General features: G+C 60.7%; 11 protein-coding genes. 8 read left to right on the forward strand and 3 right to left on the reverse strand.

The genetic code is table 11. From position 1 onward, the window contains the following. Positions 1-386: 386 nt before the first annotated feature. The 5 genes from CAF79_RS24965 to CAF79_RS24985 all read left to right on the forward strand — a co-directional run bounded on the left by CAF79_RS24965 (position 387) and on the right by CAF79_RS24985 (position 4652). Positions 387-1034 carry a response regulator transcription factor gene (locus CAF79_RS24965; protein WP_085700778.1) on the forward strand — a complete coding sequence of 216 codons (648 nt, stop codon included), beginning with the start codon at positions 387-389 and terminating at the stop codon, positions 1032-1034. A gap of 359 nt (positions 1035-1393) precedes the next feature. Beyond that, positions 1394-2854, forward strand: a complete 1461-nt coding sequence (locus CAF79_RS24970) for an ATP-binding protein (protein WP_085700779.1) — start codon at positions 1394-1396, stop codon at positions 2852-2854. A 115-nt stretch (positions 2855-2969) separates the two neighbouring features. Then, positions 2970-3611: an AraC family transcriptional regulator gene (locus CAF79_RS24975; protein ID WP_371917941.1), complete on the forward strand. Its 642-nt coding sequence runs from the start codon at positions 2970-2972 to the stop codon at positions 3609-3611. Between the two features lie 15 nt (positions 3612-3626). Then, positions 3627-4151 (forward strand): hypothetical protein, encoded by a 525-nt coding sequence (locus tag CAF79_RS24980; RefSeq protein ID WP_085700781.1) that lies wholly within the window; start codon positions 3627-3629, stop codon positions 4149-4151. Between the two features lie 126 nt (positions 4152-4277). Then, positions 4278-4652 carry a response regulator gene (locus CAF79_RS24985; protein WP_085700782.1) on the forward strand — a complete coding sequence of 125 codons (375 nt, stop codon included), beginning with the start codon at positions 4278-4280 and terminating at the stop codon, positions 4650-4652. A 144-nt stretch (positions 4653-4796) separates the two neighbouring features. Here CAF79_RS24985 and CAF79_RS24990 read toward each other — a convergent pair whose 3' ends face one another. Further along, positions 4797-5747, reverse strand: a complete 951-nt coding sequence (locus tag CAF79_RS24990; RefSeq protein WP_085700783.1) for an MBL fold metallo-hydrolase — start codon at positions 5745-5747, stop codon at positions 4797-4799. Between the two features lie 266 nt (positions 5748-6013). On the opposite strand from CAF79_RS24990, the gene CAF79_RS24995 reads away from it, so the two are divergent. From CAF79_RS24995 to CAF79_RS25005, 3 genes are all read left to right on the forward strand, one after another. Next, positions 6014-7033 carry a GlxA family transcriptional regulator gene (locus tag CAF79_RS24995; RefSeq protein WP_085700784.1) on the forward strand — a complete coding sequence of 340 codons (1020 nt, stop codon included), beginning with the start codon at positions 6014-6016 and terminating at the stop codon, positions 7031-7033. Between the two features lie 100 nt (positions 7034-7133). Beyond that, complete coding sequence (locus CAF79_RS25000; protein WP_085700785.1) at positions 7134-7556, forward strand: response regulator transcription factor; 423 nt, start codon at positions 7134-7136, stop codon at positions 7554-7556. 221 nt (positions 7557-7777) lie between these two features. Next, complete coding sequence (locus CAF79_RS25005; protein ID WP_085700786.1) at positions 7778-8980, forward strand: NAD(P)/FAD-dependent oxidoreductase; 1203 nt, start codon at positions 7778-7780, stop codon at positions 8978-8980. A gap of 84 nt (positions 8981-9064) precedes the next feature. Here the strand turns inward: CAF79_RS25005 and CAF79_RS25010 are convergent, their stop codons facing one another. After that, a complete protein-coding gene (locus CAF79_RS25010) occupies positions 9065-14191 on the reverse strand; it encodes an AAA family ATPase (RefSeq protein ID WP_085700812.1) in 5127 nt (1708 codons plus the stop codon). A 237-nt stretch (positions 14192-14428) separates the two neighbouring features. After that, positions 14429-15346 (reverse strand): LysR family transcriptional regulator, encoded by a 918-nt coding sequence (locus CAF79_RS25015; RefSeq protein WP_085700787.1) that lies wholly within the window; start codon positions 15344-15346, stop codon positions 14429-14431. Positions 15347-15418 lie beyond the last annotated feature (72 nt).

Raw genomic sequence — 15418 nt, forward strand, 5'->3', positions numbered from 1 at the left:
GATCGACGGAGAGCAGGTCAAGGTTAAGGGCGTGCCTGCCGGGCGTCTGTGGTACTTGGGGACAGCGAGATCATGCGTAAGGTGAGTGTTTTGATACTTGCGTATGAACTGTTTGAACCTGACAGCTGCATCGGGCTGCGAATAGACCGCTGCGATGGCCGTTTTTTCGGGTTTTTTGTCCTAGCTGACGGAGTGTTGCCCCTCTACGATGCTGAACCGTTTATCTGCTCCCCGCCCAAACCTGCGGCGTGACCGTGTCTTTGGTCGGGCATACACTCGAAAGAGCAAGCACCGGTACCCGGGCCGAGGGATAGGCATATTCTTGATGGGGCTTCGCCGATACCACGACAAGCTCCACCACGTCACAACCTCTTGGGAAAAAAGCAATGAACAACAATCCCATCAGCAATAACCCCAGCGAGCCAGTGGTATTCATCGTCGACGACGATGCAGCGCTGCGTGAATCCCTCGGCAGCCTGTTGCGCTCCATTGGCCTTAAAGTCGAACTGTTCGGTTCGGTCGCCGAGTTCATGAAACATCAACGTCCCGACACCGTCAGTTGTCTGGTACTCGACGTGCGCCTGCAAGGCAGCAGCGGGCTGGATTTCCAGAATGAACTGGCCGCTGCCGGCATCAACGTGCCGATCGTGTTCATCACCGGGCACGGCGATATCGCCATGACCGTGCGCGCCATGAAAGCCGGCGCGGTGGACTTCCTGACCAAACCGTTTCGCGAGCAGGACCTGATCGATGCTGTCTGCGCCGCACATTCGCGAGACAGGCAACGTCGCGAATCCGGGCGACATGCCGATGAACTGCGCGCGCGCCACGGGACGCTGACACCCCGTGAGCAGACGGTCATGGCGCTGGCAGCCTCAGGCCTGATGAACAAGCAGATCGCCGGGGAGATCGGCCTCAGCGAAATCACCGTGAAAATCCACCGAGGCCAGGCCATGCGCAAGATGGGCGCGCGCTCATTTGCCGATCTGGTGCGCATGGCCGAGGTCATCGCGGCGCAGCCTGTCAATCGGTGACCACATGAACCAGAACGGGACGGCTCAAGGGGCCGGGATGGCGCATGTTTGTGCCATCAGGCAAGGCATCGAAAGACTCGGCACAACTAACACTTAGGTATATCCCGTTCATACGTAGTCATACTTCGATTGACCCAATGCAGCGATGCCAGAGAATAAGTCTTCGAATAACATCTTTATTCAAATCAATATTAATCAATACAACGATTGGTGAATGACAGACAGTCGCCAACAACGGTCATGCCTGAAAAACAAGTTCAGACTTTTCAACCTCTTCATTAATACGCCCTTCATAGCATTTGCCTGTTTCATCGAGAGAACACGACCTGCCGTCCGATAGCAAAAATCTGGAAGAATAAATGTCTATCATCAAACGTCGCGCACAACTTCTTTGCTCAGACGCCTTCGCCTGGCTTGCCGCCATTGCAGTCGGCAGCATGATCTATATCACCAACGCTTACCTTGATCTGGACGTTGCGCCGACGTTGTTCTATATCACGCTGGTGTTCATGTCCGCGAACATCTTCCCGGTTCCGGTATTCCTGGCCGTTGCGCTGGGTTGCCTCACGCTCCTGACGGCCGACTTCCTGATCGACCAAGGCTATCGCGATCACAGGAGCATCGCCGGATTCGTCAGGTGCGTGATCGCGCTGACGACCATTTCCCTGTTGGCGCTGCGCAGTAAACGCGCCACTGAAACGTTGCGGCGCAAGGAAGCCTTCTTTCTCGGCGCACAGAAACTCAGCCACACCGGCAGCATCGGTTTCATCATCGATAAAAAGGTCAGCGTGTCCTTGTCCTGGTCGGAAGAATCCTCACGCATTTTCGAGTACCCACCGAACGTCACTCCGACTCTCGCCCTGGTCAAGTCACGCACCCATCCCGATGATCTACCGGTGATCGATCAGGTGCTGGACCAATTTGCGCGCCGCCAGGAGCTCATCGAAGCCGAGCATCGACTGGTCATGCCGGATGGTCGGATCAAGCATGTGCAGATGATCGCCAGCCCTTTGCCCAAGCATCGCGGGCGCACGCAATACGCCGGCGCGCTGATGGAAGTCACCGCCAGCAAACAGTCCGAAGAGGCGCTGTTTCACTCGCAAGCCACCCTCGCCCACGTCACACGCCTGACCTCCATGGGCGAACTGGCAGCCTCCATCGCCCACGAAATCAATCAGCCGCTGGCAGCGGTCATTACCAGCGGCGAATCCTGCAAACGCTGGATCAACCGTCCCGAGCCCAATCTGGAAGAAGCACGCCGTTCGCTGGACCGGATCATTCAAAACTCGGTCAGGGTCTCCGACGTCATCGCCTGTATCCGGGCCTTGTCGCGCCACAGCGAGGTGCAGCGCAATGTCGAAGTGTTTGACGAGATCGTCAGTGACTCGCTGACGCTGATGCAACACGACATCTGCTTTCACGAGGTTCGCCCGCACGCACAACTGGGCACTCGCGGCGCCCTGATCAAAGGCGATCGTGTGCAACTGCAGCAAGTCATCATCAATCTGATCATCAACGCCTGCCAGGCCATGGCCAACGTGCAAGAACGAGCCCGGACGCTACGGATCAACACCTCGATTTTGCACAACGAGGCTGTGCTTGAAATCGCCGATTCCGGCGTCGGCATTGCCGCAGACATCCTGCCTTCGCTGTTCGACCCGTTCTTCACGACCAAACCGACCGGCCTCGGAATGGGCCTCTCCATTTGCCGGTCGATCATTGAATTCCACGGCGGGCGCATCTGGGTCAACAGTACCGAGGGCGTCGGTACGCAGTTCGTATTTGCAATTCCGTTGGCGGCGCCCGAACACGATCAATGACCGTCATCCCCCCTGACGTCGCCGGCAGGCGATATGGAGATTCGCATTGTCTACTCAACGCACAAACCCCGACCCTGAATCCGAAAATCCGCTACGAGAACGAACCGTGGTTTTCGTGGCGTATCCGCAAATGGGCCTGCTGGATCTGACCGGTGCCCAGACCGTCTTATGGGCGGCAAGCTGCAGACTGGCGCAACTCGGCTTGCCCGGTTACGCCTTGCACACCGCAAGCCTGCATGGCGGGCCGGTGCAGACCGGCGAAGGCCTGGTGGTGCAAACCCGGCGGCTGGATGAGCTAAGCGGCGAGCCGATCAATACGCTGATCGTTCCGGGCTCGGCATCCATTCGCCAGGCCATGCTCGACAACGCGCCGCTGGTGGACTGGTTGCGCGTCACGTCAGCCACGGCCAGCCGTACAACGTCGGTATGCAGCGGCGCATTTTTCCTGGCTCAGGCGGGACTGCTCGACGGCCTGCGCGTGGCGACACACTGGCTGATGGCTGACACGTTCGAGCGGCTGTTTCCAAAGGTCGAACTGGATCGCGAAGCCATCTTCGTTCGCCAGGCATCGGTGTGGACTTCGGCCGGGGTCAGCGCGGGAATCGATCTTGCACTGGCACTGGTCGAGGCCGACAACGGCCGTGATGTGGCCATGCAGGTCGCCCGGCGCATGGTCGTTTACTACCGGCGCCCGGACAACCAGGAACAGTGGAGTCCGCTGTTGCACTCACAACATTCAATCGCGCTCGAGCGCTAGCTGGAGACGGTGGTCATGAACGCACCGCACAAACTGCTCCTGGTCAGTCACCCGCCCTGCGTCAGCCGCTACGGCACGCACACATCGCTATGCACCGCTGAGCGCGTGGAGATCATCGACGCGTTGACGCAGACTCTTGGCGCTACGCTGAATATTCTGGCGCGACTCAAACACAGCCAGCAGACATTGCGCACCGTCAGTTTCTTACCGGTGCAGACACTGTTGCGCAGGTTGCTGAATGCCAATACCCGATACGCCGACTTTCTCGTCACCGGCATCACGGATCTGGGTGGCCATGCCCAGCGTGACGCGCTATACCGCCTCAATGACGCGGCAGAACCGTTGTGTTTCGCCGACTGCCTGAAAGGCATTGATCGCGCCATACGCCGGCTCGGGGCCGCCGACGCCTTGTTCCGCGACTGTCGCGCCAGTGCAATTGCCAATAACGACTACGCCAGCCGACAATTTTTTGAAGCCTGCATTCGGCATAACGGTTACTTTCTTTCGTTAATCAACAACCACTTGTTTGCTGAACATTAATTAACTGTCGCAACTAACAAAAAAACCGACCAAACATACCCACGTATACTATTCCACAACTTTTGAAGGCGTATCTTGCAAGTATGGCGGGCGCTACAGCCACCCGCAAAGACGCAAGGTTTCCCCATGTTCAACTCAGCTATTATTTCAGTTGTCGATGATGACGAACTTGTTCTGGTTTCACTGGACAGCTTGTTGCGGTCTTGCGGTTATACAGTCAAGACGTTCACCAGCGCGTTTGCTTTTCTTGAATCAAGCGCGCCAGAGCAGACCGGGTGCCTGATCTCCGACATTCAGATGCCCGGCATGTGCGGGGTCGAAATGTACGAGGCGCTGGCGGCCAGGAAGATCCACATTCCGACTATCTTCATCACCGGCAAGCCGGGCCTGCCCCCTGAGTTCAGCAGCCGTGTGAAGACGCCCGAGGGCTATTTCTCCAAACCGTTCCATACCGACGCACTGCTGGCCTGCATCGAACAGGTGCTGATGCGCCGACGTTGAGCGGCCCCCTCGAACAAGGCGATGCAGAGCTGCCGCTGCCCGATCGATAAACCTCAAAGCAAAAAAAGGCCCCGCAAGCTCATCACTTGCGGGGCCTGACTTTTAGCGAGGCCGGCCAAATGCAGCCGGGCCGCCGACAGCCGATCAGTAATCCCAGAACGCTGCAATCCAGCGGAACGCGTCACCATCGACCGCTACTCGGCCCACCGAAGGGAACGGCAGGTGCGTGGCGACAAACCACTCACCGCTCGCCGCCGCCTCGCGCATCAGACGCACGCGCACACGCACCGATTCTTCAGGGTCATGCTCGAAGCCGTTGTGCCATTCCGGGTGTTCGAAGGCCACCGGAAACAAGGCATCGCCGGCAAAGGTCAGGCGCTCACCGCCGGAGTTGACGTAAACAATGCTGTGGCCCGGCGTATGCCCACCGGTCAGCTTCACCAGCACGCCCGGCGCCACCTCGTATTCATCGTCGAAAGTGCGCACCCGGCTGCGGTAATCGTTGATGAACTGATTGGCTGTCGCGCGCAGAACGTCAGGCACCGGCGCCGGCATCTCGGTCTGGGTGAAGTCCGGAGTTTCCCAGAACTCGACTTCTTTCGCTGAAACATGGATCCGCACATCCGGACGCAGCCGGCTCTTCACTTCGTCGACCAGCAGGCCGCCGACATGGTCCATGTGCATGTGCGTGATCACGATATCGGTCACCGCTGCCAGATCAATGCCGGCCGCTTCCAGCCGTTTCGGCAGCTGGCCGGCCCGGGGAAAGCCGGGAAACTGCCCGCCCAGTCCGGCGTCGACCAGGATGATCTGCTCGCCGCTGCGCACCACCAGCACGTTGAGTGCCCAGTCGAACGCGTCCGGCCCCAGAAACATGTCCTTGAACCAGGCGGCACGAGCCTGCGGGTCAGCATTGGTCGACATGGTCGAGGTCGGCAGCGGCAGAACGCCATCGCTGATCACCACCACGTCGATGTCGCCGACCTGCAGTGCGTAGCGCGAAGGCACCAGCTCCTGAGCCTGGCCGAAATTCGAGGTGAATGGCAGGCTGGTGGCTGAGTGGGTTTGTTGGGAGTGATTCAGATAGGTAGACATGGTCGCTTTCCTGTTGGCTGAGTCGAAATTGCTCGGAGCAATGCCGCAAGAGCGGCATAAAGCTCCTTGATAGCGAGTGTGCATCGCGACCCTGACGACCAATACCATACGCGGGTATAGGGATTGCGCCGGATCGAGCGAGTACGGCCGGCGCTGAAGTGGCTGCGTCCCATACCAATGTATATTCGCGCTGGCGCCCGCAAACGCGGACACTAGGGCACACCGGATCGTCGAAAACTGGCGGTCACCAAGCCCTCAAAGCCGTCATGAACTCAATTTTTCATCACCCCGACCCACTCACCTGTCTGCTCGCGCAGCCGCGCACGCTGGTGTTCCTGGCCTATCCGCAAATGGGCTTGCTGGACCTGACCGGCGCACAGACCGTGTTCTGGGCAGCGTCCAAAGCCAGGGCCGAACGCGGCCTGCCTGGCTACGCGATGCACACCGCAAGCCTCGCCGGCGGATTGATCGCCACCGCCGAAGGGCTGGCGGTCAACACCATCCCACTGAACACCTTTGACGAAACCGCGATAGATACCCTGATCGTGCCCGGTGCACCGAACATCCGGCAGGCCATGCTCGACAACGTTGCGCTGGTGGACTGGTTGCGCGCGGCGTCGGTTAAGGCGGGACGCACCGCTTCGGTGTGCAGCGGCACCTTTCTGCTGGCCCAGGCCGGGCTGCTGGAAGGGTTGCGCGCGACCACCCACTGGGGGATGTGCGACATGCTCAAGGGTGGTTTTCCCAGTGTCGATGTCGACCTTGATGCGATCTACATCCAGCAAGGCAAGGTCTGGACTTCCGCCGGGGTCACCACCGGAATCGACATGGCGCTGGCACTGGTCGAAGCCGATTGCGGCAGGGCCATAGCTCTACAGGTCGCGCGGGAGCTGGTGGTTTTTCTCAAGCGGCCCGGCGGTCAGGCGCAGTTCAGCCAGTTGCTGCAATCACAGATCGACGACCGCGGCAGCTTCGACGAACTGCACCTGTGGATCAGCGAAAACCTCGGCGACACGGGCCTGAACGTCGAAACCCTGGCCCGACAGGCACAGATGAGCCCGCGCAATTTCGCTCGGGTCTACAAACGCAAGACCGGTCGCACACCGGCGAAGGCGCTTGAGCTGTTTCGCCTGGAAGCGGCGCGACGGATGCTCGAAGACTCCCAGCGCAACATCGACCAGATCGCGCAGTTGTGCGGGTTCGGCGACGAAGAACGCATGCGCGACACCTTCTACCGTCATCTCTCGGTCTCGCCTCGGGAATACCGCAGCCGATTCTCGCGCTGACGCCACACACCGCAAGGGCATCGGGCTCGCAGGCGTTCAAATACTGTCGCTATACACACGTATAAGTACGCCGCCGGATCGAGCGGCGTATCGTGCGGCAATGGCGGGCGTCCTCGACGGGCTACCCGAGATCAGCCCTGGTAAAGCAATGTCCCACACCGCTGTTGTTTCGGTTGTCGATGATGATGAATCCGTGCGCATGGCGCTGGACAGCCTGTTGCGCTCTCACGGCTACAGCGTGCGGCTGTACCCGAACGCCGAGGCTTTTCTGGCGATGACCGCACCGCCCCGCCCCGGCTGCATTATCTCGGATATCCAGATGCCCGGACTGTCCGGCATCCAGATGTACGACGCACTGTGCGCCCGAGGCCTGCGCATCCCGATCATTTTCATCACTGGCTACCAGGGCCCACCGCCAAAGGTCAACGCAGCATTTCCCGAGCCGCTCGCCTACTTCCCAAAACCCTTTCCCTGCGGCGAACTCATCACCTGCATCGAAAGCGCGTTCAATCGCACCGTTTGAATGCCCTCTTCCTATACCTGTGTATACCCGCCTCACACCTAAGCATGTCGGCGCTGACCCTATGTAGAAGTGTTCCGCCGCGCCTTCCTCGATAGCATTTTCTCCAGCGAATCGAACCGGTTCTGCGGTTGCTCACAACAACCTGCTTCGTGCAGACCGGGAGACGGTCACGCGTGAACAGTCAAGTCGTTCAACGATCAGAATTTCTCAGGAGTCATCCGATGAAACAGCACATTTTAGTGATAGGCGCAGGATTTGGTGGAGTCTGGAGCGCCTTGAGCGCCGCACGACTGCTGGACCAGCATGATCGTAACGACGTGCAGATCACCGTCCTCGCGCCCCAGGCAGAACTGCGTATCCGCCCACGCTTCTACGAGCCGGACGTCCACAACATGAAGGCGCCGCTGGGTGAACTGTTCGATGCGGTCGGCGTGAGATTCGTCAAAGGCATCGCCGACAACATCGACACCCAAAGCAAGCAGGTGACCTACAGCGATGCCTTCGGCGCGCAAGGCAAGCTGAACTATGACCGGCTGGTATTGGCCGCCGGCAGTCGCGTGATTCGCCCACCGCTCAAAGGCATGATCGAACACGCTTTCGATGTCGACCAGATAGAAGAAGCCGCCCGCCTCGAAGCCCATATCAAATCCTTGAAGAACCAGCCGTCGAGCGCTGCGCGAAATACCGTGGTGGTCGCCGGTGGTGGTTTTACCGGGATCGAAACCGCCACCGAAATGCCCGCCCGCCTGCGTGCCGCTCTGGGTGACGATGCGCCGATCAGAGTCATCGTAGTGGATCGTTCGCCGCAAATCGCCGCGACGTTGGGTGAAGGCATTCGCCCTTCCATCGTGGAAGCTTCCAGGGAGCTGGGCATCGAATGGATAGTCGACGCCTCGGTCGCCTCGGTCGATGCCGGCGGCGTGACCCTGGCCGACGGCCAACGTATCGAATCCAGCACCGTCGTCTGGACCGTTGGTTTCCGCGCCAGCCCGCTCACCGAACAGGTGCCGGGCAGCCGTGATCCGCAAGGGCGCCTGCACGTCGACGGCCACTTGAAAGTGCTGGGGCATGTGGATGTCTTCGCTGCCGGCGACGTCGCTTATGCCGCCACGGATGATCTCGGAAACTACGCCGCGATGTCCTGCCAGCATGCGATCAGCCTGGGCCGTTATGCCGGCAACAATGTGGCGGCTGACCTGATCGGTGTCGCGCCGATGACCTACAGCCAGCCCAAGTACGTGACCTGCCTTGACCTCGGCGCCTGGGGCGCCGTGTTCACCGAGGGCTGGGACCGTCAATTGAAACTGGTCGGGCAAGAAGCCAAAGACCTCAAGACTCAGATCAATACCGTTTGGATCTACCCGCCGGCCGCCGATCGTGCAACCGCACTGGCCGCTGCCGACCCGTTGATTCCGGTGGCCTGATCCCGCGACGCTTGACCCTTCTCTACTGCTGCGCGCATTCCCAGGCGCCCGCCACGGTTTTTTTGGCGGGCGCTTTTTTTCTGCTCACGGAAGCAGAACGGAATCGGCCGGCAAGACAAACTGCACGACGGCACCGCACGGCTGATTGGCCTCGATCCACAATTGACCGCCATGGGTCTCGATGATCGAACGGCAGATCGACAGCCCCATGCCCAGCCCCGTGGGTTTGGTGGTGTAGAACGGCGTAAACAGCTGCCCGATCGAATGCGCGCCGAACCCCGGCCCCGAATCGCTGATACACACCCACACCTGCCCCGCTTCATTGGTTTGCGTGCGGATGCGCAGCTCCCCTTTGACGACACCTGCACCGCTCATGGCTTCCAGTGCGTTCATCACCAGATTGAGCACCACTTGCTGCAGCTCGACCCGGTCGCCATCGACCCGTGGCAAACCGGCCACCATCTGCGCCTCGACCGAAACCCCGGCCTTCTGCGCCTGGCTCCGGGTGATCTCGATGACTTCGCCAATCACCTCATTGAGGTTGACCGGCTCCTTTGGCTGAGGGGCCTTGCGAATCAGCCCGCGAATACGATCCAGCACCTCACTGCCCCGATGGGCATCCCTGACGATCCGCTCCAGGCACAGGCGGGTTTCTTCGAGGTTCGGTGGCGCCGCACCCGACCAGCGCAGCGCTGCCTGGGCGCTGGCGAGTGTCGAGGCCAGCGGCTGGCTGACTTCATGGGCAATCGAGGCCGCGAGTTGCCCCATGGTCGCGACGCGGCAGGCATGGGCCAGCTCAGCCTGTATCTCGCGATAACGCTGCTCGCTTTCGCGGCTTTTGACCTCGCGCTCGGCGACATCGCGGTACAGGCGTGCATTGACCAGCGAGATCGCCGCCTGTGAGGCGATCAGCCTCAGCGAGGCGATCCGTGAGGGGCTGAACACCCGCGAAGTCAGGTTGTTTTCCAGATACAGCACGCCGATCAGTTTCGCCTGATTGAGCAACGGCAGGCAGAGTACCGAGCGCACACGATGCTGGCGAACATACGGGTCGGCCGCGAACGATGGTTCGGCCAAGGCATCAGCCAGTACCAGGTTTTCCTGAGTGCGCAGCACCTGGTTCAGGACCGACTCCGGCAACAGCCTCGCAGCCACCGGCGCATCGCGCAGATCCAGTTGCGTCGCGTCGTCACGAGTGATCGCCTCGGCGACGATCCGCTGCTCGCCCTGCTCCGTCAGGATCAGCACGCCACGCTGCGCGCCGGCCTGTTCGATTGCGGTGCGCATGATCATGTCGATCAGCTTTTCGAGGACGATTTCACTGGAGGCCGCTTGCGACACCTTTAACACGGTCGCAAGGTCCAGGTGCTCCACCGGCGTGGCGATGGTACTGGTGGGACCGGGCAGCGGTTTTTCGACCCGCAGGAACGTGTGCTCGGCCTCCAGTTGTCGCACTTTGCCCTCGGCGCCCCAGCGCTGATAGCCGTAGCGCGCATCCTGAAGATAGACCCGGGCAATCTTGTGCAGCCCGCGGTTTTCATAGAAACGCGCGGCGAGCTCGTTGGCCAGCGCTTCGATATGCAGGAAGCCGCTGCGCTGAGCTGATTCGATTGCGTGTTCGAAGCAATGCTCGGCCTCTGGCAGCCGGCCCTCCAGACGGGCAATTTCACCCGCCAGCAATGCGGCGTGGCTGGCGAAATTGTCCGGGCAGAGTTCGGCCCAGACCTGCAATTGCCGGTGTTGCGCGGTGATGACGTCGAGTTGCGCCTGCCGTTCACCAGCGGGCCTGGTGCTGCACAGGGCAGCGAGGGTCAAGGCCTGGTAGAAGCAATATTCGGCTTCCTCAAGAAACGAGTGCGATGACCTGAGCAATTGTCGAGCGGCGGCGCCGGCCTCTGCCGCTGCTTCGTAGTGGCCGGCGAAATAACAGGCCTGCAAGGTGCGAATCCAGTGCCAGCAAATGGCAACCAATGAGGTCTGGTGATCCTCGCAGTGGCGCTCGGCAAATGCGCCCGGGCCGATGCTGCCGAAAGTTGGCGTCTGGCCCCGGAGCATCCGGATAAACGCCAACTGCGTTTCGATGAAGTCGATGACCACGCCGAACCCGATTTTTCTGGCGTAAGCCAACCCGCGCTCGGCCTCCTCATGCAATTCGGCCAGGGGTTCGCCGGTGGCCAACAGGTTGGAGACCCGGCTGTTGCCGGTGAACGCGGCAATCGGCAGATCACCAGTGCGGTTCGCCACTTCAAATATACGGGCCAAAGGCTCAAGGCAGGTTCGTATCGGTTGAGCCCAGCGTTTGGCAAACAACCAGAACGCCAGTTGCGTACGTGCCTGATAGCGTTCCAGATCGCGCCGTTCGACCAGTCGACAGCCCAGCTCGGCGAACGCCACGCCGGCCGGATAGTCCGCGAACCGCCGCCCGGCGATCCGCGATACGTTGGCATAGGCCACGCACGAAGCATCGCTGTTGCCGTATTCAATGCTCAGATTGATCGCCCGGCACATGGCCAGGCCCGGAAGATTGCCGTCCATATGGACCGCTGCAACGATCAGCTTGGTCAGGGCTTCAAGAGTGGCAAGCGCGGTTTCATCCACCATGGGCGGCAGATCGATCAATGCTTCGATAGGACGCTCGCCGAGCCTTTGCCCGATCTGCCGGTATTCGTCACGCACCTCGTCGTCATCGGGATGAGGCGACCACTCGATCCCCAGATAACGCAGGAAAGCCAGGCAGACCGTCACCGCGTTGTCGCTCTGATTCAGAACCAGGTAGAGATCCGCTTGCAGGCAGGCGACCCGGGTGCGTTCGATCAGCGTCAGCGCACGGCGTGACAATTGCCGCAGACGCGCTTCGGCGCTCCCCAACTGGCGGGTAAGGAATTCGCAAAAGGCCCGGCCGGACTCCAGCGCAAACATCAACTCACGCTGATGTTCCCAGCCGCCCTCGCCCAGCAGCGCTGCGCCCTGGGCGAAGTACGTCAGCGCCGAAGCATAGGCCGTTGACGCTCTGGCCCGTTCGCCCGCCAGCAGGTTCAATTGCGACAGGTGTTCGCGCTCCTGTTGTCGATTCATCAGCGCGGCACCTCGATTGAGTTGGCCGACCATCTCGAAAATCTTTTCTGCATGCTTGTCTGCCGGCGTCTTCTCCACCAGCGAACGTCCGATCCGCAGGTGATGCTGCGCACGGGCAGCCTCATCAATCAGCAGATACGCCGCTTCCTGGACCCGATCGTGAACAAACCCATAAGTGCTGTCCTGACGCGTGATCAATTCATGACGAACCGCCGGCCACAACACCCCGTGAACCTGTGCGACAGGCAAGTCCAGAACGGTAGACAGGGAGGCGACATCGGCGAGGTTGCCCAGGCACGCCAGTTGCTGCAACGCCTGCTGCGTTTCAGCGGGCAGCCGTGCCATCTTGTCGAGCATCAGGTCGACCACATTGTCGGTGTAGCCCCTGGTGTGTATGCGCTGTGCGTCCCAGACCCATTGCCGGCGGTCATGATCGAAAGTCAGCAGATCCTGTTCGACCAGGGTTTGCAGGAACTGAATGACGAAGAAAGGATTGCCCTGCGTCTTGTCCAGAATCAGCTGCGCGAGCGGCGCGATGTACGACGGCTCGGAGCGCGATGACTCGGCGATCAACTGCTCGATGTGCGATCGGGCCAGCGGCAACAGGGTGATCTGATGTACCCGCCCCCCAGCCGCTTTGATGGCGCTCAACCGGGTGGTCAACGGATGCGAGGCATCCACCTCATTGCTGCGGTAAGCGCCGATCAGCATCAAGTGCTGCAAGTGGGAATGCGTCAGCAGTTCCTCCAGCCAATTGAGTGTCGCGACATCCAGCCATTGCAAATCATCCAGAAACAGCACAAGTGGATGTTCGGCGCGGGCAAACACGCCGATAAACCGTCGCAATACCTGCAAGAACCGGCGTTGCGCCTGTGGCGGCTCCAGGTCTGCTACCGGCGGCGTATCGCCGATGATCAGTTTCAGCTCCGGAATCAGGTCGCTCACCAGCCGCGCCTCGGCGCCCAGCGCTTGCCGCAGCGCGTTGCGCCACTCGGCCATTTGCGAATCGCTCTGGCCCAGAAGCGTGCGCACCAGCCCTTGGAACGCTTGGGCCAGAGTCGAATAAGGTACGTCGCGTTTGTACTGGTCGAACTTTCCGCTGGCAAACAACCCGCGCACCGGCACCAGGGTTTGATGCAGCTCGTGGACCACCGAGGATTTACCGATGCCCGAATAGCCGCAAACCAGCACCAGCTCCGGTCGGTGGCTGACGGCAATCCGTTCGAACGCGGCAATCAGCGTCTGGACTTCGGGCTCTCGGCCGTAGAGCTTTTCGGGGATCAGCAAACGGTCGCACGTCCCCTGCTCGTCCAGCGCAAACTCGTCCATATTCTGCAGGTGCCAGCCTGCCAGACAATGGCGCAGATCCTGCTCGACGCCAAGCGCAGACTGATAGCGCTCCTCGGCGGTCTTGGCCAGCAGCTTCATGACGATTCGCGACAGCATCTCGGGCACCGTCGCCACGCGCGCACTCGGCGACATCGGCGTACGCGCGATATGGCAATGCAGCCATTCCATCGGATCGGCAGCGCTGAACGGCAGCGACCCGGTGAGCATTTGATAGAGCGTGACGCCGAAGGCATAGAGGTCGCTGCGCGAATCCACCAAGCGGTTCATCCGGCCCGTCTGTTCCGGGGCCATATAGGCCAGGGTCCCGGACAATGTTTCTGGCGGTTCCGCGGGCTGCCGTTCCCGGGGCAGACGCGATGCGAGGCCGAAACCGGTGAGTCGGGCGTGCCCATCGGGGCAGTTCACCAGAAGGTGAGCGGGCTTGATGTCTTTGTGAATCAGGCCACGTCGATGCAACTTGCCCAGTGCAACCGCCACGCTGATGGCCAGCGGCAGAAACGTCGCAACGTCCAGGGGTGCCTTCAGCAAACGGGCCAGCGGCACGCCGCCCGGGTCTTCGAGCACCAGCTGCAGGCGGCCCTCGTCATGCAACAACTCAAGGGGACGGGCCGCCCAGTCGCTCTCCAACTGGTCTTTCAGGGAAAACTCATGGGCAAGCCGCTCGACGCTGGCGCCCGAAGGTTGCTCCGTAGCGAGCGAGGCGATCAGGACATCAACCTCATGACCGCCAGAAGCACGTCTGCCCCGCAGGAGAATGCGTTCTGCGTCGTCCCACAGCATCTGCATGCCTTCATTCATCGCCGTCGCAGCCGTTGGTAATCGCTGGATCATGGGGCACCGTTACCTGTATGCCGTTTGGCACCCTTTGCTAACCGTAGCTGAGGGAAAGGCAGGGAGAAAAACCAACGAAAATCTTTGCAGTAAAACCGACGCGCGGCAATCAAACGAAGGTGTTAAGGGAATGGACCACGGCCGGCGCGACAAACCTGACCCACCGGCAACGCAGCGACAGTAAACGGCAATCTAGCGCTGACTCGATGGCTGCGCCGCCAGAATCTCTTCCAGAAAATCGATGAACACATTGATACGACTGGAGCCCCGATGATTGGGCAGGTACAACGCATTGATGCAGCAGCTCGCATTACCCGGGTTGACTTCATACCCTGCCAGCAGCCGCGTCAACCGACCCGCCTCGACATCGGCGCGCACCAGCCAGTCGGCCAGCAGGGTCACCCCGCGCCCCGCCACCGCCGCTTCGCGCAGGATGTCGGCGTTGTTGCTTTGCAGGCGGCCGTGCACATTGAGCTGGATGGTTTCCTCGTCGCCCTGGAATGTCCAGTGCTGGTGCGAACCACCGTAGTCGAAGCGCAGGCATTGATGCTCAAGCAAATCGCGCGGATGCAAAGGCGCAGCGTGATGAGTCAGGTAATCCGGACTCGCCACCACCCAGCGCTGGAAGCCGCCCACGCGCTTGCTGACGATATCGTCACTGACCACCGACGATCCCAGTCGCACCGAGACATCGATCTGCTCGCTCAGCAGATCGCTGACCTGATCGCTCAACGACACACTGACTTCCAGCCCCGGATGGCGGTCGAGCAAAACCCCCAGTTGCGGTGCAATGATCTGGCGACCGAACTCGACCGGCACGCTGATGCGCAGCCGGCCCTGCGCCTCGCTGCCACGGTCGGCGACAACCGCGTCGGCCTCGTCGATGGCATCGAGAATGGCCACCGCTTTCTCGAAATAGGTTTGGCCGGCGACCGTCACGCTGGTGTTGCGTGTCGTGCGATTGAGCAGGCTGGCGCCCAGCTCGTTTTCCAGCCCCGCCACCTGGCGTGTCACCGAAGAGGTGGAGATGCCGAGTTTGCGCGCCGCCGAGGAATAACCACCGCAACGGACGGTTTCAACGAACATCTTCAGTGCCAGCAACTTGTCCATAAGTGGAGCCCGATCGAAAGGAAACGGTGATGATTGTGCATCACCGTTCGCCAATCGTCTTGTAAGACCGTG

The sequence above is a fragment of the Pseudomonas sp. B26(2017) genome (assembly GCF_002113045.1).
In the GTDB taxonomy this organism is placed as follows: Bacteria; Pseudomonadota; Gammaproteobacteria; order Pseudomonadales; family Pseudomonadaceae; genus Aquipseudomonas.